The 26,823-nt window shown below is 71.7% G+C and carries 26 protein-coding genes; 10 read left to right on the top strand and 16 right to left on the bottom strand.

Annotation, left to right across the window (positions count from 1 at the left end):
- The first annotated feature begins 1 nt into the window (after position 1).
- Entirely contained in the window at positions 2–895 is an 894-nt protein-coding gene (locus AC3EU2_RS05580; RefSeq protein ID WP_488178722.1) for a PH domain-containing protein, read from the top strand.
- On the top strand, positions 892–2,391 hold the full coding sequence (locus AC3EU2_RS05585; protein WP_488178723.1) for an amino acid permease: 1,500 nt from the start codon (positions 892–894) through the stop codon (positions 2,389–2,391). Before AC3EU2_RS05580 ends, AC3EU2_RS05585 begins: the two co-directional genes overlap by 4 nt.
- Positions 2,392–2,507: 116 nt before the next feature.
- On the opposite strand, the gene AC3EU2_RS05590 is transcribed toward AC3EU2_RS05585, so the two are convergent.
- The 3 genes from AC3EU2_RS05590 to AC3EU2_RS05600 all read right to left on the bottom strand — a co-directional run bounded on the left by AC3EU2_RS05590 (position 2,508) and on the right by AC3EU2_RS05600 (position 6,573).
- Positions 2,508–3,428, bottom strand: a complete 921-nt coding sequence (locus tag AC3EU2_RS05590; RefSeq protein WP_488178724.1) for a hypothetical protein — start codon at positions 3,426–3,428, stop codon at positions 2,508–2,510.
- Positions 3,429–3,659: 231 nt separating this feature from the next.
- Positions 3,660–5,039 carry a Re/Si-specific NAD(P)(+) transhydrogenase subunit beta gene (gene pntB / locus AC3EU2_RS05595; RefSeq protein ID WP_488178725.1) on the bottom strand — a complete coding sequence of 460 codons (1,380 nt, stop codon included), beginning with the start codon at positions 5,037–5,039 and terminating at the stop codon, positions 3,660–3,662.
- 7 nt (positions 5,040–5,046) lie between these two features.
- Complete coding sequence (locus AC3EU2_RS05600) at positions 5,047–6,573, bottom strand: Re/Si-specific NAD(P)(+) transhydrogenase subunit alpha (protein WP_488178726.1); 1,527 nt, start codon at positions 6,571–6,573, stop codon at positions 5,047–5,049.
- 153 nt (positions 6,574–6,726) lie between these two features.
- Here AC3EU2_RS05600 and AC3EU2_RS05605 point away from each other — a divergent pair, with 153 nt between their 5' ends.
- Positions 6,727–7,161: a hypothetical protein gene (locus tag AC3EU2_RS05605; RefSeq protein WP_488178727.1), complete on the top strand. Its 435-nt coding sequence runs from the start codon at positions 6,727–6,729 to the stop codon at positions 7,159–7,161.
- 81 nt (positions 7,162–7,242) lie between these two features.
- Here the strand turns inward: AC3EU2_RS05605 and AC3EU2_RS05610 are convergent, their stop codons facing one another.
- The 3 genes from AC3EU2_RS05610 to arfA form a co-directional block, all read right to left on the bottom strand.
- Positions 7,243–8,772 carry a sunset domain-containing protein gene (locus AC3EU2_RS05610; protein WP_488178728.1) on the bottom strand — a complete coding sequence of 510 codons (1,530 nt, stop codon included), beginning with the start codon at positions 8,770–8,772 and terminating at the stop codon, positions 7,243–7,245.
- Between the two features lie 99 nt (positions 8,773–8,871).
- Positions 8,872–10,512 (bottom strand): AMP-binding protein, encoded by a 1,641-nt coding sequence (locus AC3EU2_RS05615; RefSeq protein ID WP_488178729.1) that lies wholly within the window; start codon positions 10,510–10,512, stop codon positions 8,872–8,874.
- Positions 10,496–12,022, bottom strand: coding sequence for an arabinosylfuranosidase ArfA (gene arfA, locus AC3EU2_RS05620; protein WP_488178730.1), 1,527 nt, complete (start codon positions 12,020–12,022; stop codon positions 10,496–10,498). Before arfA ends, AC3EU2_RS05615 begins: the two co-directional genes overlap by 17 nt.
- A 137-nt stretch (positions 12,023–12,159) precedes the next feature.
- Here arfA and AC3EU2_RS05625 point away from each other — a divergent pair, with 137 nt between their 5' ends.
- The 5 genes from AC3EU2_RS05625 to AC3EU2_RS05645 all read left to right on the top strand — a co-directional run bounded on the left by AC3EU2_RS05625 (position 12,160) and on the right by AC3EU2_RS05645 (position 15,732).
- Positions 12,160–13,074, top strand: a complete 915-nt coding sequence (locus AC3EU2_RS05625; RefSeq protein WP_488178731.1) for a universal stress protein — start codon at positions 12,160–12,162, stop codon at positions 13,072–13,074.
- A gap of 8 nt (positions 13,075–13,082) precedes the next feature.
- Positions 13,083–13,691: a hypothetical protein gene (locus AC3EU2_RS05630; RefSeq protein ID WP_488178732.1), complete on the top strand. Its 609-nt coding sequence runs from the start codon at positions 13,083–13,085 to the stop codon at positions 13,689–13,691.
- Between the two features lie 69 nt (positions 13,692–13,760).
- Positions 13,761–14,990 carry a pyridoxal phosphate-dependent aminotransferase gene (locus tag AC3EU2_RS05635; protein WP_488178733.1) on the top strand — a complete coding sequence of 410 codons (1,230 nt, stop codon included), beginning with the start codon at positions 13,761–13,763 and terminating at the stop codon, positions 14,988–14,990.
- A 2-nt stretch (positions 14,991–14,992) separates the two neighbouring features.
- Entirely contained in the window at positions 14,993–15,385 is a 393-nt protein-coding gene (locus tag AC3EU2_RS05640; RefSeq protein ID WP_488178734.1) for a fluoride efflux transporter FluC, read from the top strand.
- A complete protein-coding gene (locus AC3EU2_RS05645) occupies positions 15,382–15,732 on the top strand; it encodes a fluoride efflux transporter FluC (protein WP_488178735.1) in 351 nt (116 codons plus the stop codon). The genes AC3EU2_RS05640 and AC3EU2_RS05645 overlap by 4 nt, the downstream gene beginning before the upstream one ends.
- Before the next feature lie 15 nt (positions 15,733–15,747).
- On the opposite strand, the gene AC3EU2_RS05650 is transcribed toward AC3EU2_RS05645, so the two are convergent.
- Positions 15,748–16,122, bottom strand: a complete 375-nt coding sequence (locus AC3EU2_RS05650; protein WP_488178736.1) for an MmcQ/YjbR family DNA-binding protein — start codon at positions 16,120–16,122, stop codon at positions 15,748–15,750.
- Between the two features lie 149 nt (positions 16,123–16,271).
- Complete coding sequence (locus tag AC3EU2_RS05655) at positions 16,272–16,655, bottom strand: hypothetical protein (protein ID WP_488178737.1); 384 nt, start codon at positions 16,653–16,655, stop codon at positions 16,272–16,274.
- 104 nt (positions 16,656–16,759) lie between these two features.
- Here AC3EU2_RS05655 and AC3EU2_RS05660 point away from each other — a divergent pair, with 104 nt between their 5' ends.
- Positions 16,760–17,110 carry a hypothetical protein gene (locus AC3EU2_RS05660; RefSeq protein WP_488178738.1) on the top strand — a complete coding sequence of 117 codons (351 nt, stop codon included), beginning with the start codon at positions 16,760–16,762 and terminating at the stop codon, positions 17,108–17,110.
- Between the two features lie 51 nt (positions 17,111–17,161).
- Here the strand turns inward: AC3EU2_RS05660 and AC3EU2_RS05665 are convergent, their stop codons facing one another.
- From AC3EU2_RS05665 to AC3EU2_RS05680, 4 genes are all read right to left on the bottom strand, one after another.
- Positions 17,162–18,388 (bottom strand): acyl-CoA dehydrogenase family protein, encoded by a 1,227-nt coding sequence (locus AC3EU2_RS05665; protein WP_488178739.1) that lies wholly within the window; start codon positions 18,386–18,388, stop codon positions 17,162–17,164.
- 39 nt (positions 18,389–18,427) lie between these two features.
- Positions 18,428–19,753: an acyl-CoA dehydrogenase family protein gene (locus AC3EU2_RS05670; protein WP_488178740.1), complete on the bottom strand. Its 1,326-nt coding sequence runs from the start codon at positions 19,751–19,753 to the stop codon at positions 18,428–18,430.
- Between the two features lie 134 nt (positions 19,754–19,887).
- Positions 19,888–21,669: an HNH endonuclease signature motif containing protein gene (locus AC3EU2_RS05675; RefSeq protein WP_488178741.1), complete on the bottom strand. Its 1,782-nt coding sequence runs from the start codon at positions 21,667–21,669 to the stop codon at positions 19,888–19,890.
- A gap of 74 nt (positions 21,670–21,743) precedes the next feature.
- The gene (locus AC3EU2_RS05680; protein ID WP_488178742.1) at positions 21,744–22,415 is read right to left on the bottom strand and encodes a hypothetical protein; all 672 of its coding nucleotides are present in this window, start codon (positions 22,413–22,415) and stop codon (positions 21,744–21,746) included.
- 18 nt (positions 22,416–22,433) lie between these two features.
- Between AC3EU2_RS05680 and AC3EU2_RS05685 the strand changes: the two genes are divergently transcribed.
- Positions 22,434–22,622: a hypothetical protein gene (locus AC3EU2_RS05685; RefSeq protein ID WP_488178743.1), complete on the top strand. Its 189-nt coding sequence runs from the start codon at positions 22,434–22,436 to the stop codon at positions 22,620–22,622.
- Between the two features lie 3 nt (positions 22,623–22,625).
- Here AC3EU2_RS05685 and AC3EU2_RS05690 read toward each other — a convergent pair whose 3' ends face one another.
- The 4 genes from AC3EU2_RS05690 to AC3EU2_RS05705 all read right to left on the bottom strand — a co-directional run bounded on the left by AC3EU2_RS05690 (position 22,626) and on the right by AC3EU2_RS05705 (position 26,722).
- Entirely contained in the window at positions 22,626–23,495 is an 870-nt protein-coding gene (locus AC3EU2_RS05690) for a dimethylarginine dimethylaminohydrolase family protein (protein ID WP_488178744.1), read from the bottom strand.
- Between the two features lie 125 nt (positions 23,496–23,620).
- Complete coding sequence (gene larB, locus AC3EU2_RS05695) at positions 23,621–24,313, bottom strand: nickel pincer cofactor biosynthesis protein LarB (protein ID WP_488178745.1); 693 nt, start codon at positions 24,311–24,313, stop codon at positions 23,621–23,623.
- Positions 24,306–25,166: an ATP-dependent sacrificial sulfur transferase LarE gene (gene larE, locus AC3EU2_RS05700; protein ID WP_488178746.1), complete on the bottom strand. Its 861-nt coding sequence runs from the start codon at positions 25,164–25,166 to the stop codon at positions 24,306–24,308. The genes larB and larE overlap by 8 nt, the downstream gene beginning before the upstream one ends.
- An 86-nt stretch (positions 25,167–25,252) precedes the next feature.
- Entirely contained in the window at positions 25,253–26,722 is a 1,470-nt protein-coding gene (locus AC3EU2_RS05705; RefSeq protein ID WP_488178747.1) for a glycoside-pentoside-hexuronide (GPH):cation symporter, read from the bottom strand.
- Between the last annotated feature and the right edge of the window lie 101 nt (positions 26,723–26,823).

Here is a 26,823-nt window from a genome sequence, read left to right on the forward strand (position 1 = left end):
CTTGGCGGCCGGGCGCCTCGACCGCGAGCTGGAGCGCTACCTGGTCCGCGGCGAGACGGTCGTCACCGTGGTCCGGCAGCACTGGTTCTCGCTGGTCCGCCCGATCGCCCTCTTCGTCGGGCTGCTCTTCCTCGCGACCTTCGTCGAGGCCGAGGCCCCGCAGACTCGCGGCGGCGCGTTCCTCGCCAACCTCTTCTGGTATGCCGCGCTGGCCGGTTCGCTGTACCTCCTGTGGCGCTACCTCAACTGGCGCCGCGACTGGTTCGTCGCGACCGACAAGCGCTTCCTCCTCTTCTACGGGTTCATCCGGCGCAAGGTCGCGATGATGCCGCTGACCAAGGTCACGGACATGACCTTCGACCGGTCGCTGCTCGGCCGGATCATCGGCTACGGCACCTTCCTGCTCGAGTCGGCCGGACAGGACCAGGCGCTCGGGCACATCGAGTACGTCCCCGACGCCGAGGACCACTACCGCGCGATCTGCACCGTGCTCTTCGGCGCCGACGGCGCGGTCGACCCCGACGACGTCTGGCTCGACGTCGACGACGACGGGGACGACGACGAGGACGGCGGCCTGGACGACGACGGCCCGCGCGGCGGTGGCCCCGGCGGCCCCCACGGCCGCGGACCCACCGGCTCCCGCTGGGACGACGACTGGGACGGGGGCTGGGAGGACACGACGACGGCCCGCGCGGACGGCGGATGGCGAGATGACCCCTTTCGCCGCACCCCCGGCATACGCAATCCTGTGCGGGACCGGCACGACATCGAGCCGCCGCACGAAACGCTGTACCAGAGCCCTGACCTGGTCCGGGCCTCACGGACGGCCGACACGGGAGAGATCCCGGTCATCCGCCCGATCCGCAGTCGCAGCAGGAGGAAGGGCAGGCCATGAGCGTGTGGCGGACGAAGTCGATCGAGCAGTCCATCGCCGAGGGTGACGAACCGGAGTACCAGCTCAAGAAACGCCTCAGCGCGCTCGACCTCACCGTCTTCGGTGTCGGCGTCGTCATCGGGGCCGGGATCTTCACCGTCGCCGGGCGCGCGGCCCACACGCTGGCCGGCCCGGCCATCCTCATCTCGTTCGTCATCGCCGCGATCTGCTGCGGGCTCGCGGCGCTCTGCTACGCCGAGTTCGCGTCCACCATCCCGGTCTCGGGGTCGGCGTACACGTTCTCCTACGCGACGCTCGGCGAGCTGGTCGCCTGGATCATCGGCTGGGACCTGCTGCTCGAGCTCATGCTCGGCGCGGCCGTCGTCGCCCAGGGGTGGTCGGCGTACCTCGGGGTGCTCCTCGACCGCCTGGACATCACCATCCCCGAGTCGGTCGCCTACGGCTCGTCGTTCGACCTTCCGGCCTTCCTGCTCGTCGCCGTGCTCACGGTGCTCGTCTCGATCGGGATCCAGGAGTCGATGCGGGTCAACCTTGCGCTCGTCGCGGTGAAGGTCTTCATCGTCCTGTTCGTCATCGTCGCCGGCATCGGGTTCATCAAGACCGCAAACTACACGCCCTTCATCCCCGAAGCGGTGCCCACGGAGGGCGCGGGGTCGACGCTCGAGGCGCCGCTCCTGCAGACGCTCTTCGGGCTCACCCCGTCGGCGTTCGGCATCGGCGGCATCCTCGCCGGCGCCTCCCTCGTCTTCTTCGCCTACATCGGCTTCGACGTCGTCGCGACGACCGCCGAGGAGGCGCGCAACCCCGCGAAGGACCTGCCCAAGGGCATCCTCGGCTCGCTGCTCATCTGCACGATCCTCTACTGCGCCGTCGCCATCGTCATGACGGGCATGGTCCGCTACGACCAGCTCTCGCCGGAGGCGTCGCTCGCCAAGGTCTTCGAGGACGTCGGCAAGCCGGGCTACGCGACGCTCATCGCGGCGGGCGCCGTGGCCGGTCTCACCACCGTCGTCATGACCCTGCTCATCGGCAGCTCGCGGGTCGTCTTCGCCATGTCGCGCGACTGGCTGCTGCCGGCGAGCCTGGGCAAGACCAACGCCCGCACCGGTACCCCGGTCAAGATCACCGTCGGCATCGGTCTCCTCGTCGCCCTCACCGCGGCGCTGACGCCGATCGGCAAGCTCGAGTACATGATCAACATCGGCACGCTCACGGCGTTCTTCCTCGTGTCGCTCGCCGTGCCCGTACTGCGCCGCCGCCGCCCCGACTTCGACCGGCCGTTCACGGTGCCGTTCTCACCGTGGCTGCCGTGGCTGTCGGCCGCGATCTGCGCCTACCTCATGCTCACCCTGCCGCTCGAGACGTGGATCCGCTTCGCCATCTGGATGGCGCTCGGCTTCGGGATCTACTTCGCCTACGGCTACAAGCGCTCCCGCCTCGCGCTCGGCGTCCACGAGGACGCCCGCTCCAGCGTCCCGAGCAAACCCGCCCCCTGACCCCACCTTTCGCTCGTCCCGGCCCCGGCCGCTTGCGTCTGCGTGGTTGGTCAGGTTTCTGACCACCCACGCAGACGCTGACGTATGCCGGCCTGCTCCCGCCGCGCTTCGCTCAGCTAGCCTCTCCACCCTCGGCTGCGCAGGAGCCGCCGCAGCGCCTCGAAGAAGCGGTCGGGATCCACGCGCAGGGTCAGGACGGACAGCGGGACCGCCGCGTCGCCGGACGCCTGCAGGTCGATGAGCCGCACCTCGTCCTTCATCGCCGTGTCCAGCCGCTCGTGCCCCGCCCCGTTCACCTCCACGCACACACCGAATTCCTCCCACCACACGTCCAGGACGACCTGGCGGGAGGGCAGGGCGCGGCGGGCCTGGCGGCTCGGCTCCGGCAGCCCTCGGGACCGGAACTCCCGCGTGAAGTCGAGCTCGTTGAGGGAGTGCACGCCACCGATGACGTCGTTGGCCAGGGCCCTGAGCATCGAGCGGAACTCGTGGCGCCTGACCCGGTCGAGCTCTGCTGCCACGTCCTGAGGGCGCACGAGACGCTGCTGGATCGGCATCACGAGGCAGAGTGCGGCCCGCCGGCGCGACGCGGACCACAGTGCGGCCTGCACCGTGGCCACGGCCGGGCGCGAACGCGGAATCCCCGCAGTCACGGCGTCGCCCTCGCCCCACCGGCGTGTCTCGTGCACCACGACCTGCGGCGGAAGGTCTCGCAGGTCCTTCTCGTGCCCCTTCGGTACCCAGACGTGGGTCAACGGCTCGTCGAACCCCTGGAGGCCGTGGGCCTGCAGGGCGGTGATTCCGCCGAGCCTGGCGGCGGGGCCGACCCGGAGGAGAGCCGCCCGCCAGGCCTGCTCACCGTGCAGCGGTCCCGTGTGCAGCACCACACCCTTGCCGTTCACGGCCCGCCACTGCCCCGACCGCACCATCTGCCGTCGCACGGTCCGGGTGACGCCGGCCTGGTTCAGCTGCGCCAGTGTGGCGACTCCGTCGAGGTCCCGGGACACCTCCTGGGTGCGCCGATGGTGTGTGCCCATGACCCGAGCGAACGTGCCGAGGCGCCCTCTCCACCAGCCCCGACGGTCGAACGTGTGGACCTCCGACCGACCCGGCGCCCCCTGTGGACGACCCGACCCGCCTGCCCGGCGTCTGCGTGATGGGTCAGAAACCTCACCATCGACGCAGACGCAAGCGGGCGGCATACGGGAGCGTCTGCGTGATGGGTCAGAAACCTCACCATCGACGCAGACGCAAGCGGGGGGCGGGGGTCAGAGGGCGGTGAGGATGTCGTCGACGCGCTGCTTGGCGTCGCCGAAGAGCATCTGCGAGTTCTCGCGGAAGAACAGCGGGTTCTGCACGCCCGCGTAGCCCGTTGCCATCGAGCGCTTGAAGACGATGACGTTGTGGGCGTTCCACACCTCGAGCACCGGCATCCCGGCGATGGGTGAGGTCGGGTCCTCGGCGGCGGAGGGGTTGACGGTGTCGTTGGCGCCGATGACGAGGACGACGTCGGTGGAGGGGAAGTCGTCGTTGACCTCGTCCATCTCGAGCACGATGTCGTAGGGCACCTTGGCCTCGGCGAGCAACACGTTCATGTGCCCGGGCAGCCGTCCCGCCACCGGGTGGATGCCGAAGCGGACGTCGACACCCCGGTCGCGCAGGCGCTTGGTGAGCTCGGCGACCGGATACTGCGCCTGCGCCACCGCCATCCCGTAGCCCGGCGTGATGATGACCGACGACGCGTCGCGCAACAGCTCGGCCGCGCCCTCCGCGGTGATCTCGCGGTGCTCGCCGTAGTCCTTGTCGTCGCCGACGACGACCTCCTGGCCGAACCCGCCCGCGATGACCGAGATGAACGAGCGGTTCATCGCCCGGCACATGATCCAGGACAGGATCGCACCGGAGGCACCGACGAGCGCACCGGTGACGATGAGCAGGTCGTTGCCGAGCATGAAGCCGGCGGCGGCCGCGGCCCACCCGGAGTACGAGTTGAGCATCGACACGACGACGGGCATGTCGCCGCCACCGATCGAGGCCACGAGGTGCCACCCGAACGCGAGCGCGATGACCGTCATGAGGAGCAACGGCACGAGCGAGTGCGACTGCACGTACCAGACGGCCAGCCCCGTCGACACGACGAGCGCGGCGAGGTTGAGCCAGTGCCGCGCGGGCAGCATGAGCGGCGACGACGAGATCCGCCCCGACAGCTTGAGGAACGCGACGATCGAGCCGGTGAGGGTCACGGCGCCGATGAACACCCCGAGGAACACCTCGACCGAGTGCACCGTGTCGGACGCATCGCCCACCGTGAGGTGGCTGTTGATGCCCACGAGCACCGCCGCGAGGCCGACGAAGCTGTGCAGCATCGCGACGAGCTCGGGCATCTGGGTCATCTCGACCTTGCGCGCCCGCCACAGGCCGATCGCGGCACCGATGGCCATCGCGAGGGCGATGAGGAGCAGCGTCGCGACGGCGTGCTCGGAGCGCGAGAGGGTGAGCCAGACGGTCGCGCCGAGGGCGATGACCATGCCGGTCACCCCGAACGCGTTGCCCTCCTTGGCGCTCTCGTGCCGGGAGAGACCCGCGAGGGAGAGGACGAAGAGCACGGCAGAGACGATGTATGCCGCAGAGACCACGTTCGCTGTCATCGTCGCCTCAGTCCTTCCGGAACATCTCGAGCATGCGGCCGGTCACAGCGAAGCCTCCGAAGATGTTGATGCTGGCGACGAGGATCGCGAGGAACGCGAGCGTCTTGACGACGAGGTCGTCGGAGTCGATCTGCAGCAGGCCGCCGACGACGATGATCCCGCTGATGGCGTTGGTCTCGGCCATGAGCGGGGTGTGCAGGGCGTGCGACACGTTGGAGATGACGTAGAAACCCACGATGACCGCGAGTGCGAAGACGGTGAAGTGACCGAGGAAGACCGCGGGCGACGCCGACGCGATGAGGGCGAAGACCAGCGACCCGAGCGCCATCCAGAGGTACTTCATCCGCGGGTCGCGCGGCTTGCGCGGCTCCTTCGCCACGGCCGCCGGGGCCGTCGCGGCGGGCGCCGCCGAGACCTGGACCGGCGGCGGCGGCCACAGCACCTCGCCGTCGCGCACCACGGTCATGCCGCGCTGGACCGGGTCGTCGAGGTCGAGGGTGAGCTGCCCGTCCTTCTCGGGGGTGAGCAGCTTGAGGAGGTTCACGAGGTTCGTCCCGAACAGCTGGGACGCCTGGGTGGGGAGGCGTCCCGGGAGGTCGGTGTAACCGAGGATCGTCACGCCGCCCGGCGTCACGACCTTCTGGTCGGCCACGGACCCGGCGACGTTGCCGCCGTTGGCCGCTGCCATGTCGACGACGACCGAGCCCGGCTTCATCGAGGCGACCATCTCCTCGGTGAAGAGGCGGGGAGCGGGCCGGCCCGGGATGAGGGCCGTGGTGATGACGATGTCGACCTCCGCGGCCTGCGCGGCGTACAGCTCGGCGGCCTTGGCGTTGAAGTCCTCGCCGGTCTCCCGCGCGTAGCCGTCGGCGCTCGGCCCGGTGTCCTCGACCTCGATGCGGAGGAAGTTCGCTCCCATCGACTCGACCTGCTCGGCGACCTCGCTGCGGGCGTCGAACGCCCGGACGATGGCGCCGAGCGAGCCGGCCGTGCCGATCGCCGACAGCCCGGCGACACCGGCACCGACGACGAGGACCTTGGCCGGCGGCACCTTGCCCGCGGCGGTGACCTGACCGGTGAAGACCGAGCCGAACTCGTGCGCCGCCTCGATGACCGCCCGGTAGCCGCCGATGTTGGCCATCGACGAGAGCACGTCGAGCGACTGGGCGCGGGAGATTCGCGGCACCGCGTCCATGGCGAGCGCCGTGACGCCGCGCTCGGAGAGCGCCGAGACGAGCTCGGGGCGCAGCGCCGGGGACAGCAGGCTGACGACCGTCTGCCCGTGGCGGAGGCGGTCGACCTCGTCGGGGGCGGGCGCGTTGATCTTGAGGATGACGTCGGTGTTCCACACCTCGTCGCCCACGACGTCGGCGCCGGCGGCGACGTAGGCCGCGTCCTCGAACGTCGCCCGCCGGCCCGCGCCGGACTGGATGAACACGGCATACCCGAGTCCGATGAGCTGCTCGACCGTCTTCGGGGTCGCAGCGACACGGGTCTCGCCAGCCAACGACTCCAACGGCACACCGATGCGCACGGGGGGACCTCCTCGTCCGGGGACAGACATTCGACCGCGAACCTACTAGGCGCCCGCCGACGCGTGCAGACCCTGTGACCGTGGCGACCCTCGCGTCCCGATCCGTGGTCGCTCATCCCACCCCCGCGCGCCCGTGGTGGCTACGGTCGTCGCATGGATGACTCGATGCTGTGGATCGTCGGCGGGATCGCCCTCGCCGTCGCCGTCGCCGCCCTCGTCTGGGTGCTGCGCCACCGCGCCGACGCCGCCTCGGCCGCTCACCCGCACGACTACGGGCCCCCCGCGGTGACCGGGACCGGCACCGGCGGCCGCAGCGCCGTCATCGTCGGCGGCAGCGAACCGGTCGACGACACGCCAGTGGACCAGACCGTTCCGCGCAGCCGGCTCGGCGGCGCGGGGTGGCGTGACGGCAGCACCGCCGAGACGACCACCGAGGCGTATGCCGGGCGCACCGGGTCGTGGGCCGAGCCCGAGTCGGACGTCGCGAACCTCTCCGACCTCGCTCCCGAGCGCCACGTCACGGTCGACGACGCCGGCGCGGCGCCGGTCGCGGACCCCGAGGACGAGCGCCGCGGCGGCCACTGGTGAGCGCCCTCCGGCGCCAGGGCTGACGAAGCCCCGCCGGACGAGGTCCGGCGGGGCTTCGGGTGCGGGCGGGAGCCCGGCCGGTCAGCCCTCGGAGGGGTTGAAGCCGGCCTGGCGGGCGGCGTCCTCGTCGTAGAACCACACGTCGGGCTCTGCGGAGTCGTAGCCGGGCGCACCCGGGACGCGGAAGGTCATCGTGTCGCGGTAGGCCTGCACGGGGTGGTCGCGCGGCTGGGCCCGGTCCTCGAGCGGCGCAGCCGACCCGACGCCGTAGCCGCCGTCGCGGATCTCGTCGACCTCGGAGGTCCGTCGCGTCCCCTCGTCCGAGGCGGAGTAGCCCTCGTCCGAGCGAGAGTCGTCGGCGCCGTCCGCGTCCGCGTCCGAGTTCGCGTCGTCGGCGACGTTGACCCGCTCGGTGCCGTCCGGCCAATGGGTCGCGTCGCCGTCCTCGGAGGGCGAGCTCGGGTCGGTTCCACCCGCGATGAGGTCCTCGTCCGAGACCCGCTCGACGGCGGGCTCGTCGTCCCGGTCCCTGTCGCCGTCCCGGTCCGTGTCGGTGTCGGTGTCGCGGTCGGCCGTGGCGTCGGCATCCCACGTGTCCTCGGTGGTCGGCTCGTCGGAGGTGCGGTCGACCGGGGTCTGCTCGTCCATCGGGAGCGGCTCGGTCGAGGCGTAGTCCTCGACGTCGTTGATGATCACCATGTCGCCGTCGCCGGGCTCGGTCGTGGCGTCGTCACGCGTGTCGTCGCCCCCGTCGCGCGGCGCGTCGACGTCGTCGGGTGCGGCCTCGTCCGCGTGTCGGGCCTCGCCCTCGTCGTGGTCGGTCATGTCGTGTCCCTGCCTCTCTGCGTGCTCGACGCGGTCGGTCCGTCCGTCCGCGCTGTTCTCGGCAAATGCGGCGTCATCGTGCGCGTGCCGGCCGCCCGCGACCCACTCGGTGTCGTCGTCGCGGTAGTCAGCACCGGAGGCGAGGCGCTGGGCCTCGTCGTCGCTGACGTCCCCACGGCTCGCGGCGTACGCGCTGCCGAGGGCGGCGGCACCGGCACCGGTGGCCACCGCGCCACCCCGGGTAGTACGAACGTCCGCGTCCCCACGGTCCGCGTCCGCACGTTCCGCATCCGCACCGCCCGCGTCCACCCGGTCGCCGCCGTCCGAACCGTCGGCGTCCGAACGGTCGCCCACGGGCTCGTCGAGCGGGCGGACGTGGTCGTCGAGGTCCTCCGGCAGGGGGCGGGGGTCGTTCTTGTCCACCTCGACGTCCGGGTCGAGCTCGTCGGCGCGACGCAGCTCGGCGTCCCGCTGCAGGCGGGCCCGGTCGAGCTCGGCCTGGTGGGCCCTGGCGTCCTCCTCGACCCGCTGGGCCTCGCGGGCGCTCTCCTCGGCCTGGCGGGCGCGCTCCTCCGCCTCGTGCCGGGCGAGCGTCGCACGCTCGCCGGCCTGCTGGGCGAAGGTCTCCTGGCCGCGGATCGCCGCCTGTCGCTCCTCCGCGCCGGCCCGGATGCGGGCGGCTTCGGCGCGCTGCTCCTCGAGCTTCTGCTTCTGCCCGCGCGAGAAGAGCCACCACGCGAGGAAGAGGAGGGCGAGGACGACCAGTGCGCCGATGAGGTACCGCATGCGAGATGTGCTCCTGCCGTGGAGGTCGGGTGGCGACACCCGCTGGCTCCCCAAACTACCGGCCGACCTGCGCCGATAGGGGGGTATGCAGGACCGGGCTCAGCCGCCCGGCCGCACGCCCAGCTCCTGCGCGGTGATCTCGCGCATCTCGACCTTGCGCACCTTCCCGGTGACCGTCATCGGAAAGTCGTCGACGACCCGGACGTAGCGGGGGATCTTGTAGTGAGCCAGCTTGCCGGAGGCGAACTCCCGCAACGACTCCGGCGTCAGCGGCGCGGCTCCCTCGCGCATCCGGACCCACGCGGCGAGCTCCTCGCCGTACTTCTCGTCGGGCACCCCGATGACCTGGGCGTCGATGATGTCGGGGTGGGTGTGGAGGAACTCCTCGATCTCGCGCGGGTAGACGTTCTCACCGCCGCGGATGACCATGTCCTTGATCCGACCGGTGATCTGGAGGCAGCCGTCGGCGTCCATGACCGCGAGGTCGCCGGTGCGCATCCACCCGTCGACGAGCGCCTCTGCGGTCTTGTCGTCCTGGCCCCAGTAGCCGAGCATCACCGAGTAGCCCCTGGTCCAGAACTCCCCGGCCACGCCGCGCGGCACGGTCTCGAACGTCACGGGGTCGACCACCTTGACCTCGAGGTGCGGGCACACCTGCCCGACGGTCCCGACCTTGCGCTCGAACGTGTCGTCGGGGCGCGTCTGCGTCGACACCGGCGAGGTCTCGGTCATGCCGTAGCAGATGGTCATCTCCTCGATGCCGGCCGCGATGAGCTTCTTCATCAGCTCCGCCGGGCATGGCGAGCCGGCCATGATCCCGGTGCGCACCGAGCTCAGGTCGTACTCGGCGAAGGTGGGCAGGGACCACTCGGCGATGAACATCGTCGGCACGCCGTAGAGACTCGTGCACCTCTCCTCGGCCGTCGCCGCGAGGGTCTGGGCGGGGTCGAAGCCGGGCGCCGGGATGACCATGCACGCCCCGTGGGTCGTCGCCGCGAGGTTGCCCATGACCATGCCGAAGCAGTGGTAGAAGGGCACGGGGATGCAGATGCGGTCGTGCTCGGTGTAGCGGCAGACCTCACCGACGAGGTAGCCGTTGTTGAGGATGTTGTGGTGGCTGAGGGTGGCGCCCTTGGGGAAGCCGGTCGTGCCCGAGGTGTACTGGATGTTGATGGGGTCGTGCGGGTCGAGCTCGGCCGCGACCATCTGGAGCCGCTCGTCGCTCACCGCGTCGGCGCCCTCGAGCAGCCCGCTCCAGCTCGCGTCGCCGATGACCCAGACGAACTCGAGGTCGGGGCAGTCGCCGCGGACCTGGTCGATCATCACCACGTAGTTCGAGCCCTTGAACGACTCCGCCGAGAAGAGACCGCGGATGCCGGCCTGGGCGAGGACGTAGCCGAGCTCGTGCGAGCGGTAGGCCGGGTTGATGTTGACGAGGATGACCCCCACCTTGGCGGTGGCGTACTGGACGACGGTCCACTCGGCGCAGTTCGGCGCCCAGATGCCGACGCGGTCACCGCGGCCGAGCCCAGCGGCGACGAGCGCCCTGGCGAGGCGATCCACCTGCTCGCCGAAGACGGCATACGTCCACCGCATTCCCTGGGCGCGGTCGACCAGCGCTTCGCGGTCGCCGAACCTGGCCACGGTCGCGTCGAGGTTGGCCCCGATCGTCTGCTCGAGCAGCGGCGGGGACGTCGGCCCGACGGCGTGCGACAGCGTGGGTTCAGGCGGGTTGGACATGGACGACCCTTTCGGCTTCGAGGCGGATGCAGTGCCAGGAGACGGCGGCGAGGGTGGACCTCAGGTGTCCGTCATCGATGGCGCTGCGTCCCGGTCGGGGGACGACCCGGTCGGGGTCGTCCTGGGTGTTGGTCGCGGCGTGGTCGTCGTCGTGGAGGGTGAGGTGCTCCCGGATCTCGAGGTCACCGAAGGCGCTGAGGTCGAGGTCGAGGTCGCAGCCCTCGGTTCGGCTGCGGTTGACGGCGAAGACGGTGAGCGCGCCGCTGTCGCTGTCCCAGGTCGCCGTGCTCCAGACCTGGTCGACCGCACCGTATGCCGCCGTGGCCACGGACGGGATGTCTCCACCCACGCTGAGGACGACGCCTCGGGCGTGCGCGGCGGTGAGGGCGAAGGGGTGGAAGATCGTCTGCCGCCAGGCCGGACCACCCGGGACGGTGAGGATGGGTGCGATGACGTTGACGAGCTGGGCCTGGCAGGCCATCGACACCCGGTCGGTGTGCCGCATGAGGGTGATGAGCAGGGAACCGACGACCACCGCGTCGAGGACCGAGTACACGTCACGGATGAGCTCTCGGCCCTCCTCGAACTCGAGGTTGGCCTCACCCGGGAAGCGCTCCGCGAACCACACGTTCCACTCGTCGAAGCTCACCATGACCCGCTTGGCGGACTGCTTGACGGCGGCGATGTGGTCGGCCGTCGCGACGACCGAGGAGATGAAGCGGTCCATGTCCTCGCCGCTGGCGAGGAACGAGTCGACGTCGCCGTCGTGGGGCTCGTAGTAGGCGTGGGCGGAGATGTGGTCGACGTGGTCGAACGCGCGGTCGAGCACGATCCGCTCCCACGCGCCGAAGGTGGGCATGGCGCGGTTGCTGGACCCGCACGCGACGAGCTCCAGGGTGGGGTCGAACCGCTTGAGGGCCCGGCCGACCTCCTCGGCGAGGCGGGCGTACTCCTCCGGTGTCTTGGCGCCCATCTGCCACGGCCCGTCCATCTCGTTGCCGAGGCACCACACCCGCACGTCCCAGGGCGCGTGGCGGCCGTTGGCGCCGCGGCGGTCCGCCACCTCGGTCCCCGGCTCGGCATTGGTGTACTGCACCAGCTCGATGGCCTCGGCCAGTCCTCGGGTGCCGAGGTTCATCGCCATCATCGGCTCGATGCCGAGGCGCTCGCACCAGCCCAGGAAGTCGTCGGTCCCCACCTGGTTGGTCTCGATGGAACGCCAGGCGAGGTCGAGGCGGGTCGGTCGCTCCGCGCGGGGGCCGACGCCGTCCTCCCACCGGTAGTTCGACACGAAGTTGCCACCCGGGTACCTGACGATCGTCGCCCCCAGCTCGAGGACCAGCGCGGCGACGTCCCCGCGGAAGCCGTGCTCGTCGGCGCTCGGGTGGTCCGGCTCGTAGATGCCGGAGTAGACGCAGCGACCCATGTGCTCGACGAAGGAACCGAAGATCCGCCGGTTGAGGGGGCCGACGACGAAGTGCGGGTTCAGGGTGAGCAGGGCTGCTGACACCAACGACCTCCACGCAGAGAGTGATGACGCGTACGGTCCAGTTGTACCTCGGTTGGCGGCCCAGCACCCCGTCCCCGGCCGGGTCGGTTGCCCCCACCGACCACCTCACGTCCCGTGCCGTGGGTAAGGTCGTTTCCATGGACGAACGCGAGGGTGACGCGATCCCCGAGGGCGCGGTGGTCGTGGGGATCGGCAAGAGCGACCGTGACGCCGAGTGCCTCACCTGGGCGGGCGACTCCGCCCAGCGGTCCGGCAGCCCGTTGCACATCCTGCACGCGCACGACCTCAACGCCGAGATCACGGCGATCGACCCCGTGGCGGGCAACGCGATCTCGCTCGGCCCGGACGGCGACATCGGCAACGAGAGCGTGGTCTCGGAGACCGTCGCCGCGGCCCGGCGCCGGTGGCCCGACGTCGAGGTGACCGGCAGCCAGCCGTTCGTGCGCCCCGAGCAGGCGCTCATCGACGCCTCGGCCGTCGCCCGGCTCATCGTCGTCGGCGCGGTCCGCGAGAACGCCCTCCAGCGGCTCGGGCTCGGACGCCCGTCGCTCGCCGCCGCCATGCACGCCACGTGCCCCGTCGTCATCGTCCCCCAGGGGTCCCGCAACGACGCCGAGGGGCCCGTGGTCGTCGGCATCGACGGCTCGTCGCACAGCGCCGCGGCCGCCGAGCGCGCCTTCTGGATCGCCGAGCTGCGCCGGGCACCGCTCGTCGCGGTGACGACGTGGAACGTCGAGGTCGTCGACGGCATGGTCGTCACGACCCCCGGCACCGACGCGTGGAACGAGGTCGAGGCGAAGTACCGCGCCGTCGCCGACCGCATCGTCGAGCCGCTGCGCGCGACCCACCCCGACGTCGAGTGCACCGTCGAGATCCTGCGCGGCTCCCCCGCGAAGGTGCTCGCCGAGCGCTCCGCCGACGCCGGCCTGCTCGTCATGGGGACGCGGGGCCGGGGCGGCTTCGCCGGCATGCTCCTCGGGTCGCAGAGCCAGCGCGTCCTCGAGACGGCCACCTCCCCCGTCATGCTCGTGCGCGCCGCGCCGGCGACCTGACCGCCCGGGTGGCGACGGGGCGCGACCGGTTCCGGGGGCACATCGTCGGGGTCGGCTCGACCTCGGGCGTGCGCGTCGTCCTCGGCCGGTGGCACACGACCCCGCTCGGCGCGTTCTCCGACGTCATGGTCGAGACCGACACCGGGCACCGGCTGCTCCTCGCGCCCTCCCAGGACGTGGCCGACTACGTCACCGCCACCTACTCCTTCGACGAGGTCCGGATCGAGCCGGTCGTCTGCACGGAACGGGACGACCGGTGGTCGGTCGCGTCCCCCTCCCTGACGCTGGACGTCACCGTCGGAGCGCGTATGCCGCTCGGCTGGCTCCTGCGCGCCGTGCCGGGCCCGCTCGGGGCCAGCCCGACCTGGGCGCGGCTCGTCTCGCCCGTCGCGCGGGTCGTCCTGCCGGGAGTGCGCACCGTGGGGACGGCGCTCGAGGGACGCCGCGAGTTCTACGGCGCGACCGACCTGCGCCGGGTCACCGCGATGCGGGCGACCCTCGACGGGCGCGACCTGGGCGAGCTCGCCGACATCGACCCGCCCTGCCGGTTCGGCTTCTCCTCGACCCCGCGCACCCCCTCGGTGACCTCGGTCGTCACCACTGTCGTCGTCGGCTGAGCCGGGGACACGGGCGACGCGGACGAAACGGTCGCGCGGACGGCATACGCCGTCTGGAACCATGCGTGCATGCGCCACATCGTCCAGAGCCAGAAGCTGCAGCACGTCCGCTATGACGTGAGGGGTCCGATCCTCGTCGAGGCCCAGCGACTCGAGGGCGAGGGGCACAAGATCCTCAAGCTCAACATCGGCAACACCGCGCCGTTCGGGTTCGAGGCCCCCGAGGCGATCGTCGCCGACATCATCCACAACCTGCCGGAGTCGCAGGGCTACTCCGACTCCCGCGGGATCTACTCGGCGCGCACGGCGGTCGCGCAGTACTACCAGTCGCGTGGCCTCACCGAGACCGTCGTCGACGACATCTGGATCGGCAACGGCGTCTCCGAGCTGATCTCGATGGTGCTCCAGGCCTTCGTCGACGACGGCAACGAGATCCTCGTCCCGGCCCCGGACTACCCGCTGTGGACCGGGGCGGTGACGCTCTCCGGCGGGACCCCGGTGCACTACCGCTGCGACGAGGCGAACGGGTGGAACCCCGACCTCGACGACATCGAGTCCAAGATCACCCCGAACACGCACGCGCTCGTCATCATCAACCCCAACAACCCGACGGGCGCCGTCTACAGCGAGGAGACGGTCAAGGGTCTCGTCGACATCGCCCGCCGCCACCAGCTCGTCCTCATGGCCGACGAGATCTACGAGAAGATCCTCTACGCCGACGAGGCCGTGACGCCGGTCCACCACCACGTCGCGACCCACGCCGAGGACGACGTTCTCTGCCTCACCTTCAGCGGGCTGTCCAAGGCCTACCGGGTCTGCGGCTACCGCGCGGGCTGGGTCATGGTGTCCGGTCCCAAGCACCTCGCCGAGGACTTCCTCGAGGGGCTGACGCTGCTCGCGAACATGCGCATGTGCGCCAACGTGCCGGCGCAGCACGCGATCCAGACCGCCCTCGGCGGCTACCAGTCGATCAACGAGCTCATCGTGCCGGGGGGCCGCTTCTACGAGCAGATCAAGCTCGCCAACCGCCTCCTCAACGACATCCCCGGCGTGAGCTGCGTCGAGCCGCACGGGGCGCTCTACTGCTTCCCCCGCCTCGACCCGGAGGTGTACGAGATCGAGGACGACCAGCAGTTCGTCATCGACCTGCTCCGCGCGAAGAAGATCCTCGTGACCCACGGCACCGGCTTCAACTGGTTCGAGCCGGACCACTTCCGGCTCGTCACGCTGCCCGACGCCGAGGTGCTCACGGAGGCCATCGGCCGGATCGCGGAGTACCTCGAGACGATCCGTCGCTGAGGATGCCGGCCCGGTCGCGAGACCTCGCCCTGGTCGCCGTGGGTGGCGTGGCCGGTGCACTGCTCCGGTGTGCCGTGGGCACCGCGGTCCCGCACGCCGCCGGCGGCTGGCCGTGGGCGACCCTCGCGGTCAACGTCGCGGCCTCGCTCCTCATCGGCGTCGTCGCGGGCTGGGCGCACTGGCGCCGCGCCGCCCACTGGGTCAGGCCGCTGCTCATGTCCGGGGTGCTCGGCGGCTTCAGCACGTACTCCGCCTTCGCGGTCGACACCGTCGGCCTGCTCGAGGGGGGCAGCGCCGGTCTCGCGGCGGCATACGTCGTCGTCACCCTCGTGACCTGCGTCGGGGCCGTCGCGACGGGCACCGTCGTGGCACGACACCTGTGGCGTCGACGATGACCGCGTGGCTGCTCGTGGCGATCGGCGCCGGGGTCGGGGCGCCGCTGCGCTTCGCCGTGACCGTGGCCCTGCGCGACCGGGGCGCGACGAGCCACGCCGGGACGCTCCTCGTCAACGTCGCCGGGTCGCTCGTGCTCGGGGTCCTCGTCGGTGGGGACGTACGGGGCAACGCGCTGGCCCTCGTCGGCACCGGCTTCTGCGGCGCCCTCACGACGATGTCGACCCTGGCTCTCGAGGTGTGGGACGGCATCGTCGAGCGGCGGATGCCGCACGCGGTGGCGGCGCTCGCCCTCCACCTCGTCCTCGGCCTCGGGGCCGCCTGGCTCGGGTGGGTCCTCGCCGGCTGAGCCGACGGCACGCGGTCAGCCGGGGCGCGGAACCCGGTCGGCGAGCTTCGTCGGCGCCTGGATGCAGTAGGAGTCGGTGAGCAGCTCGGCGAGCTCCTCCCAGTCGGTGTCGTCGTCGAGGAGCAGCCCGACGACGTTGCCGCCCCAGTTGGCCTTGAAGTAGGGATCGCCCATGTGCTGGAAGGCCATGACCTCGTCGGGCTCGGCCCGGAAGGTGATCCGGAACAGCTGGTCCTCGCCGCCGAAGACGTGGGCGACGGTCGCCGACCGCACCCGCCAGGCGAGCCCCACCCACGAGTCGTCCTCACGGACCTCCGGGAAGGCGCTGAGGATCGCGGAGAGCCGCTCGATCCACGGCAGAGGAACCTCGGGCCGCGCGACGGTCGCCATCCCCCGACCCTAGGAGCGAGGTCCGACGCTCGTCACGCCGGCGGGTCCCACGTGGCGCGCGCCCCGGCGTCGCCGGTCAGCACGGCGTAGACGAGGACGAGGACCGACGCGACGACCATCGCGGCGGGCAGGGCCAGCTCGACCCACCGCTACCTCAGGGGCTTCGCGCCACGACCGCTGGCGAGTCCCGACTCGCCTCCGAGGATGACGCCCCCGAGGACGGTGACGGCGACGAAGACGAGGGCGAGGAGGGAGAGCGTCACGCCGTGGTCCTGGTGCTCGACGATCGCCCGCCGCAGCCCGCTGTCGGCCGGCAGCCCGGCGAAGCGCGACTCGAAGAACTCGTTGCCACTGATCCGCGCCACCCACACGGTCGCCGTGGCCGCGAGGGCGAGGGCGACTGCGGGCCACCGGGTGAGGTAGCGCCATCGCGGAACGACGGCGAGGAGGATCGACGCCACCGCGGCCAGCGGTGTGAGGACCACGGCCCCGTGGACCACGAGCACGTGCAACGGCAGTCCGGAGATCTCCATCGGCACCACCCGCCCCTCGATGAACGGTGTGACCCCTCCTGTACCCACCGCGGCGCTGCGTGCACCAGAGGCCCTCCACCCCGATGCGGCCTATGCTTCCCCGCATGCCCAAGCGTCGCGGGACCGGACCGATGCCGGACGTCTTCGAGACGTTCGCGCACCGGGTCGACGAGGCCGGCGGGGAGGCACCTCCCGTCGACGCGGCCACGGTGGCCAAGGGGGCCGGCATCTCGCTGGGCCTCATGGTGCTCGCCGGGCTCGCGTTCGTCCTCGGCTTCTGGACCGGCACCCAGAACGAGCCGGAGCTCGCCTACGACCACCTCGTGTGGGAGGCGGTCATCAAGGTCGGGTTCGCGGCCCTGTGCGGGCTGCTCGCGGCAGCGGTCGTGCTGGCCCTCGCCACTCTCGCCATCGGCATCCCGTGGGTGCGACGGCAGCGCGAGCGACGGCGCTGACCCGGGCCGCTCGAGTTGCTCGGGCTGCTCGGGCTGCTCGGGCTGCTCGGGCTACTTGAGCTGGCTCGAGCTGAGGCCGAGCAGGTGCCGGGCGACAACGAGCAGCTGGATCTGCTGCGTCCCCTCGAAGATGTCGAGGATCTTGGAGTCGCGAGCCCACTTCTCGAGCAGCTCGCGCTCGGCGTAGCCGGTGGCGCCGGCCAGCTCGACGCAGGCGAGGGAGACGGCGACGCCGGTCCGCCCCGCCTTCGCCTTGGCCATCGAGGCCTCCATCGTGTTGGGCCTGCCGTTGTCGGCCATCCAGGCCGCGCGCAGGGTGAGGGCGTGGGCGGCCTCGTACTCCGCCTCCATCTGCAGCAGCCGGGCCGCGGCCGCGTGCTGGACGTGGGCCGGCCGGTCCCAGTCCACGTGGATGCCCGCGTCGGCGAGGAGGGCCGTCGTCATGTCGAGGCAGGCACGGGTGAGCCCGAGGGCCATCGCCGCCACGATCGGCCGCGTGTTGTCGAACGTCTGCATCGCACCGCCGAACCCACCCGCGGTCGTGATCTCCGGGTCTCCCAGGAGGTCCTGCGCCGGCACGCGGCAGTCGTCGAGGTGGAACGCGGCGGTGTCGGACGCCCGGATGCCGAGCTTGTGCTCGAGCCGGACGAGCTTGAGCCCGGGGTTGGAGCGGCTGACGACGAAGGACTTGATCGCCCGCTTGCCGAGCGAGCGGTCGAGCGTGGCCCAGACGACGACGAGGTCGGCCCGCTCCCCCGAGGTGACGTAGATCTTCTCGCCGTTGAGGACGTACTCGTCGCCGTCCCTGACGGCCGTGGTGCGGATGGCTCCCGAGTCCGAGCCGGTCTCGGGCTCGGTGATGGCCATCGCGGCCCAGCGCCCGGCATACCTCGCCTTCTGCTCGTCGGTGGCGACGGCCGCGATCGCGGCGTTGCCGAGGCCCTGGCGCGGGATCGAGAGGGTGAGCCCGACGTCACCGCGGCAGGTCTCGAGGATGGACAGGACGGAGGAGAGGTTGGACCCGTTGCGCACCGTCGGTGCAGCCGGGTGTCTCTCCCCAGAGCCGACGGCGGCGACCAGGCTCGACGCCCCCGCGACGTCGCGCGCTCCCGACGAGCTCATGCCGTCGATGACCGCGGAGAGGAGGTCGAGCTCGCGCGGGTACTCGTGCTCGGCGCGGTCGTAGGTGCGCGAGATCGGCCGGAACACCTCCTCGGCCACCCCGCGAGCACGCTCGATGAGCGGGCGGAACTTGCGGGGAACCTCGAGGTCGATCACGGCTGCCCTTCCCGGTCGTCGTTCATGCGCGTATGCCGGTCACACGAGCAGGGTGCCCTCGAGGACACCCGCTCCACGGAGGTCGCGGAACCACCGCTCGTTGTCGAAGTCCTTGACGAAGCCGTGCCCGCCGAGGAGCTGGACCGCGTGCGAGCCGATCGCGGCGGCGTGGGTGGCGGTGAGCGCACGGACCTCGGCGACGAGCTGGGCGGCGTCGATGCCGGCGTCCAACCGGGACGCCGCCTTGAGCGTGGCGAGGCGGAGTCCGTCGAGCTCGATCGCGATGTCCGCGACGATGAACGCCACCGCCTGGCGCTGGCCGATGGGCTCGCCGAAGGCCTTGCGCTCCGTGACGTAGCCGACGACCTGGTCGAGGACGGCCCGGCCGGTGCCGCACGCCGCCGCGGCCCACGCGATCCGGCCCCGGCGGACGGCGTCGCGGTGGTCGTCGGCCGTTCCGAGCAGGTTCGCGCGCGGCACCGTGACGTCCCGGAGGACGACACGTCCGGTGGCGGCAGCACGCACCCCCATGGCGGGGTCGTCCTCGATGGTGATGCCGTCGGTGGCGCGCTCGACGATGACGAGGCGCGCCTCGCCCTCGAACATCGCGGAGACGACGAAGATCTCGGCTGCGTCGGCGCCGACGACCAGCGCCTTGGTGCCGTCGAGGACGAGCGAGTCACCCTGCGCGACAGCGGTGGTCGTGAGCGCGAGGGGGTCGAAGAGGACCTGTGGCTCCTGGAGCGCCAGGGCCGCGGCAGCGACGGGCTCCGCGCCGGTGAAGTGCGGCAGGTAGGTCGCCTGCTGGTCGGCGTCGCCGTAGAGGGCCAGCGCGGTCGCGACCGACGCCGTCGCCATGTGCGCGACGGCGATTCCCATGTCACCGCGGGCCAGCTGCTCGAGGACGAGGACGCCGGTGACCGCGGAGCGTTCCTCGGCGATGCCTCCGAGCTCCGCCGGGACCCCGATGAGCGTCAGGCCCATCTCGTGCATGGCCCGGCGCACCTCGCGCGGGACGGCGCGGTTCGCGTCGGCGACGCCTCCCGCCGGCCGGATCAGCTCGTCGGCGAGCTCACGCGCCGCCTGCTGGAGCTGCTGCTGGTCCTCGCTGGGGGTGAGGTCGTAGACCCCGCGGCGCCGGCTCGGGCCGGGGTGGGTGGCCGGGCCGACCCCGCCAACCCGCGTGAAGGCACGGCCGACGGCGACCTGGGCCCGGAAGCCCCTCTGCGCGCCCCGGCCGAGGATCCGCTCCACCCTGCCCCGCAGGGTCGGGTCCGCCAGTGCCGGCATCCCGCCGACCTTGGCGATGAGGCGCAGCCCGAGGCGCTGGCCTCGGTCCACTGCCGTGGACGGGTTCACCGCCATCGTGTGAGTCCCTTCAGGATGTCATCGCGGGGCCTCGCCCTGGCCGGGAAGGAGCCTGTCGTTGACGCGTTCCGCGTCCCCAGCGTAGCCCAGACCTACCGCCCGGTAACCAGAATCGGTGTTCTCGTTTCGGGTCAGAACGGCGGGTCGTCCGAGGGGTCCGGCGGAGCGCTTCTGGGGGTGGGGACGTCGACGAGGACGGGCGTGATGTCGGTGTGCCAGTCGATGCGTACGGGTGGGCGGGGTCGGGTGTCGGCCTCGGCGAGGTCGAGCAGCCGGGTGAGGCTGAGCTCGAGGAGGGTGGGGATGAGTGCTGGGTCGGCGGGTCGCGCGACGGGCGCTGCCGTGGCTGGGGATTGGGCGTCGCCGTGGGCGTGCTCGTCCGCCACCGCGGCGCGGGTGGGTGCGGGTGCGGGGTGGTGGATGCGGTCGAGGTGGTCGACGGGGTGGGTGTCGGTGGTGTGGCCGGTGGGGTCGGTCCAGTGCACGGTGCCGTCGGGGTCGAGGTGGGCGGTCCAGCCGGGTCGTTGCTTGACGCGGTGGTGGCGCCGGCAGAGGCAGATGAGGTTCGTGGCGGTGGTGGCCCCGGTGGGCCAGGGGGTGACGTGGTCGAGGTCGCAGGAGCGGGCGTTGACGGCGCAGCCGGGGAAGCGGCAGTGTCCGTCGCGCAGGCGGATGAGGCGTTGGAGTGCGGGGGAGGGTCGGTAGCGGTCCTCGACCGTGCCCGGTGGGGGTGGTCTCAGGTCGCAGGGGGCGAGGGTCTTGGGGACGGTTCCGGCGACGATGGCGCCGGTGTCGGGGTCGCAGTCCAGTGCGGTGGAGTGAACGATCCGTACGTGGGCGGGGAGCTGGGCCAGGTCCACGGTCGTCGTGCCCGGTCGTCCGAGCCCACCGAGCTCGACGACCTCGCGCCGACCCGCACGCGCACGCGAGGAGGACGAGGTCGTGCGGCGACCGGCCGGTGCCGTCGACGCGGAGTCGGCGCGGTCCGTGCCCTCGGGTGAGGGCGCAGGCGCAGGCGCGGGTGTCGGCTCGGGTCCGGCGTCGTCGGTGGCCGGCTCGGTCTCGGTCTGGGTCTCGTCACCGGCTGTGGTGGCGGGGGTGGTGGCGTGGAGGTGGAGGGTGACGTCGGCCTGCTGGAGGATGAGCTGGGCCATGGCGTCCATCCGGGCCTGGTCGAGGGTGAGGGTGGGGTCCTCGGCGCGCAGGTCGCGGGCCAGGGAGTCGACCGCCTGCCACATCACCAGGGACTGCTCGACCGGGACCAGCCCGTCCCACTGGTCGGCGGCGGCGGAGACCGCCCGCCGGATCAGGGAGCGTTCCTTGCGGGCCCGTGCGGCCTCCTTGTCGGCGACCTCGGGGGCCAGGCGGGCGATGAGCCGGCGGGTGCGCGACGCCAACGGTCCGGCGGTCTCGTCCCACCCGCGCGGGTGCTCGAACCGGGCCACGAGCCGGTCGGCGATGTCGTGGGCGACCTGGTCGGGGCAGCGGACCAGCTCCTTGGTGACGACCGCGGCACGCCACTGGTCGAGGTCCCCGGCGCCCATCGCGTCGACGAGCTGCGGGGTGACCCCCACCTGGTGCACCGCGGCCTCGACCCGCCGGGCCGCGACCGGCGCGGAGACCCCGAGCCGGGTCGAGACCAGCGCGGGTGCGTCCTCGGCGATGAACCCCAGGCCGTGCCGGCGCCAGGACCAGCCCTGCTCGGCCTCGTCGTCGCGGACCTCGTCGTGCGCGGCGACGTGCGCGATCGCGCGGGTCTGGATGGCGGAGGCGATGTTGAGCACCTGCTGCGACACCTCCACGGTCTCGAGCAGCTCCTCGACACCCGACGAGCCCGCCCCACCCCCGTCCGCGGGCGCCGCGACGGCGGCATACAGCTCCGTCAACGCCACCTTCACCGCCCCGAGATCCATACCCGGATTCTACTCGAACGCACGTTCGCAGACAAGGTTCTCCTCAACCCAATTCTGTTGTCGCACAGGCGAAGTCACGCGGACGGCATCCCACCGGACCGGCGCACGGCGATCTCCGTGCCGAGGTCCCAGCCGGGCACGAGGGGCAGCGAGTCGCCGCTCCAGAACTTCCCCGGGTCGTACCAGTTCATCGGTGCGTCCGGATGGAGCAGCCCCATCTCCTCGTAGGTCAGCGCGACGACCTCCGCGCAGTAGGCGACCTCGGGCCGCATCGCCTTGAGGTCGAGGTCCTTGCGGGAGACGTGGCCGTCGCGACCACTGAGCCAGCGCCACGCGAGCCTCCCCGTGGACGGGAACGAGACCCCGTCGAGCCGGGCGACGCACCGGAGCACCGCGTCCTCGTGCTCCTCCCCCACCTCGGGGGTGAGCTGGCGCAGCCACGCCTGCTGGTCGTAGGTCTCCTGCCAGCGGGTCACCGCCGCTCGCAGGTCGTGCAGCTGGACCCCGCGGTGGTGGTCGCCGGTCCACACGTCCTGGAGCGACTTGCCGAGCTCGGCGTGCCACATCAGCGGCGGGAGGTCCTCGAGGACGACGGCCATGCCGACGTGGTTGACCGGCGCGTTGGTCGCGGCCTGGATCGCCCGGTCGGCGACCGAACGTCCTCGGAAGATCCAGACGTCACCGGTGCGGGTGAGGTCGACGGCCTCGTCGAGGGAGAGGCCGCCGGGTCGGGGCGTCGAAGGCATGCCGGCAGCGTATGCCGCGTGACGGCATACGCTGCCGTCATGCAGCCGAACTGGTGGAAGCTCCTCGGGCTGGCCGGGGTCGTCACCGTCGTCGCGACCGGAGCGGTGGCCGCGCGCAACGAGCGGCAGCGCCGCGCCTACACCCCGGACGAGGTGCGTGACCGCCTGCACCAGCGCCACGCCCGGGCCACCGCTCCGCGGCCCTGACGCTCAGATCCAGAGGGACGTGCAGCGGATGTAGCCGCCGCCCTTCGCGAGCTCGTCGACGTGCGGGGTGATGACGGACAGCCCGGCGCTCTCGACGTCGGCGCGCAGCTGCGGCGCCTGGTCGCTCATGACGACCGTGGTCCCGGTGGAGACGAGGTTGCAGGCGAAGGCCTCACTGGCCTCCCGCTCGTCGATCTCGATGGTGTCCACCGAGTCCAGGCCCGCGAGGATCGCGCGGCTCCCCGGCGTGAACGCCTCGGGGCAGTAGGCGATGAGCCCCTTGCTCGTCGAGTCCGGCTCGCGCAGCACGGCGAGGGTGAGGTCGATGTCGTACCAGTAGCTGTCGGGCCATCCGCTGACGACGTTGGTGACCGGGCGGCCGGAGCCGTCGAGGAGCGGGAGCGTCTGCAGCTGGATGCGTTCGAGGCCGAAGTGGTGGGCGGCGTACTCCAGCGCCGCCTCGTCCGAGCGGTAGCCGGCGCCGCAGAACACGAGGTCGCCACAGACGAGGGCGTCGCCCTGGCCGCTGAACCGCCACGGCTGCGGCAGGTGCTCGATCCGGTAGCCGAGCTCGGAGAGCCGGTCCTTGGCCCACGCCTCCTCGGACTGGCGCGAGGGCGGAAGGGTCGCCATGAGCGCCCGCCCGTCGCGCACGAGGGCCCAGTTGGCGGTGTAGACGCCGTCCTGGCTCGTGGGCGGTGCGTCGACGGTGACGATCTCGGCGCCGGCGCGGTGGAGCGCGTCCACGATGCCTCGGTGCTCCGTCTCGGCCTTGGCCGTGTCGACCGTGGCGCCGTCCTCGTAGTACGGGTTGAGCTTGTGGTCGTTGCCGAAGAAGTGGGCCGACGACATGAGCAGCGTCGAGTTCAGCACTCGCCCACCTCCTGATCCGAGCGGACCCAGGGCATCAGCAGGCCGCGCACGACTGGGTCACCGTCCGCGGCAACGTCAGTGTGACATCCACCCGGAGCGATCACGCAAATGTACTGGTGAGTCCGTCAGGGTCCGTGCGGCTCGGCGATCTGTGCGGCGAGGTGGCCGGCGCCGTAGCCATTGTCGATGTTGACCACGGCGACGCCGGGTGCGCAGCTGTTGAGCATGGTGAGCAGCGGCGCGAGCCCCTCGAAGGCGGCGCCGTAGCCGACCGACGTCGGCACCGCGATGACCGGGGCGGACACGAGCCCGGCCACCACCCCGGGCAGGGCGCCGTCCATGCCGGCCACGACGACGATGGCGCGCGCCGACCTCAGCCGGTCCAGGCGCGACAGGATGCGGTGGAGTCCGGCCACGCCGACGTCGACGACGATCTCGGCGCGGCGACCGAGGTGCCGCGCGACGAGCAGGGCCTCGGTGGCGACGGGCAGGTCCGAGGTCCCGGCGGCCACGACGAGCACGTCTCCCCCGGTCGGCTCGGGCGGCTCGGCGGGCCAGGCCAGCAGCCGGGCGGTGGTGTCGTGGGTGGCGTCGGGCAGCCGGGCGAGGACGGCCTCGGCGTGCTCGGGACCGGCCCGCGTGAAGAGCGTCCGCGCCCCATGGGCGCCGACCTCGGCGGCGATCGCGCCGACCTGCTCGGCCGTCTTGCCCTCGCAGTAGACGGCCTCCGGGTAGCCGCGGCGGGACGCACGGTCGAGGTCGAGCTCGGCGATGCTTCGCAGTGCCTCCCCGGGCTCCCAGCCGGACCCGTCAGCCACGGGTCGCCGCCACCAGCGACAGCGTGAAGGCCCCGGACTGGATCCCCGCGAGGTCGACCGCGACGAACCGGAAGCCGGCAGAGCGCACGACGGCCTCGACCTCCTCGCGCAGGCCGGGCTCGGTCGCGCGCGGGATGTCGGCGGGCACCAGCTCGATGCGCGCGACGTCGCCGTGGTGGCGCACACGGCAGTCGGTGAAGCCGAGCGAGCGCAGGCCTGCCTCGGCCGCCTCGACCTGGGCCAGCTTCTCGGGGGAGACCTCCTCGAAGTGCGGGATCCGCGACGCGAGGCACGGCGCGGCCGGCTTGTCGGCACACGGCAGCTCGAGGACGTGGGCGATGCGGCGCACCGCCGCCTTGTCGAGGTCGGCGTCGGCGAGCGGCCGCAGCACCCGGTGCTCGCTCGCCGCCCGCGACCCGGGGCGGTCCGGCCGCTGGGCGTCGTCGGCGTTCTCGCCGTAGGCCACCGCGTCGAGGCGGTGCGCCGCGACGACGGTGTCGTCGATGCGGCTGAACAGCTCGTCCTTGCAGTGGAAGCACCGGTCCGGACCGTTGCGCTGGTATGCCGGGTTGTCGCCCTCGTGGGTGCGCACCTCGACCACCGGCACCCCGATGAAGGCTGCGACCTCGTGGGCCGCGGTCCGCTCGTCCGCGGCGAGGCTGGGCGAGATGCCGAGGAGCGCCACGACGCGCGTCGGTCCGAGCTCGATGGCGGCGAGGGCGAGGAGGGTGGCCGAGTCGACGCCACCGGAGAAGGCGATGCCGACGCGGTGGTGGGGTGCCAGGGCCGCGCGGACCGCCGCGACGCCAGCGTCGTCGGGGCCGAACCTCGGGTCGTCCTGCACGTGACGCATCCTGTCACTCCTTGCTCTCCGTGGGACGGGACCGGCCCCACGCAGAGAGCCGTGGGGCCGGTCGACGGACGGTGGCGTCTCGGGTGTCAGTCGATGACGTGGCCGTCGGGGGCGATGAGGTGCCCCTCCTGCCGCTTGCGCAGCTCGGTCTCGTTGCGGATCTCCTTGAAGCGCTGGTCGGTGAGGGGGTACTTCCAGAAGATGATCATCGCGATGAGCGCCGCCAGGGCCGGAATGAGCCCCATCGTGGCGCGGATCGCCGTGACCGCGGTCTCGGGCTGGATCGGGTTCGGCATCTCCGGAGTGGCGGACAGGTAGCCGCCCCAGGCCAGCGCCGCGGCGCCGAGCGCCCCGCCGACGGACTGCGTGATCTTGCGGGTGAACGAGAACAGGGCGTAGGTGGTGCCCTCGGCGCGCTTGCCGGACGTCCACTCGCCGTACTCGACCGTGTCGGCCTCGAGGCCGAACATCAGCGTGTTGATGAGCGCCGCGCCGATGCCCTTGACGCCGAGGAAGATCAGCGCCGGGATGACGGCGCCTGCGGGGGTGAAGAAGAGGGCCAGTCCGCCGACGATGGTGAAGACGCCGCAGTACTGGAAGAGCGCCTTCTTGCCGTAGCGGTTGACGAGCCAGGGGATGAACGGGGCGGCGATGATCGAGATGCCGCTGTTGACGAGGGTGATCGGGCCGACCCACTTGATGTCGCCGAGGACGTACTGCGCGTAGTAGACCGAGGCGCCGCCGACCGCGAACAGGCCGATGAGGTAGAAGAAGCTCGCCGCACAGAGGTAGCCGAGCGGCTTGTTGCCCTTGAGGGTGTCCCAGGTCTCGCGCAGGGTCACCCGCGGCTGGGTGCGGACGACCTGCTCGCGACAGAAGTACCAGGTGACCGCGTAGGCGATGCTCCCGAGGACGATGAAGAGCAGGGTGGTCTGCGTGAAGATGCTCTGCACCTTCTCCTGGTACTCGGCCGAGCTGAGGGTCTTCTTCTCCTCCCGCAGGCCGGAGATGCGGGGGGCGATGATGTAGGTGAGGACGATGCCGCCGAGGGCGCCGCCGAAGAAGCGCGACGCGACGAGCTTGGCCCGCTCGTTGACCGACTGCGTCATCGCCGAGGCGAGGGAGCCGTAGGGGATGTTGACGAGCGAGTAGACCAGCCCGAGGACGGCGTACGTGACGTAGGCGTACAGCAGCTTCTGGCCCTGCTCGAGCGACGCGGGGACGTGGAAGGTGAGGTAGCTGAGGAAGAGCAGCGGGACCGCGCCGAAGAGGATGAACGGGCGGAACTTGCCCATCCGGGTCATCGTCCGGTCCACGAGCCGGCCGGCGAACACGTCCGCGAACGCGTCCCAGAGCCGGACGACGAAGAACATCGTCGCGACCGAGGCGGCGGAGAGGCCGGCCACGTCGGTGTAGTAGTAGAGCAGGAACGCGGTGCTGAGGGTGAAGGCCAGGTTGTTGCCGAAGTCACCGAAGCCGTAGCCGATGACCGAGCGCTTGGGGAGCCGTTCGTCGACGAACTCCTGGGCGATCGCCTCCTTCGTCACAGTGGACATTGAATCTCCTTTGATACCAACGTTTGCCGGGTGGGGGTGGGGTGTTGTGTCCAGTGAAGCGGCGGGGCGGGAGCGGCGACAACGAGTTGCCAGTTGTTGCG

Source organism: Knoellia sp. B-D-2 (assembly GCF_057714695.1).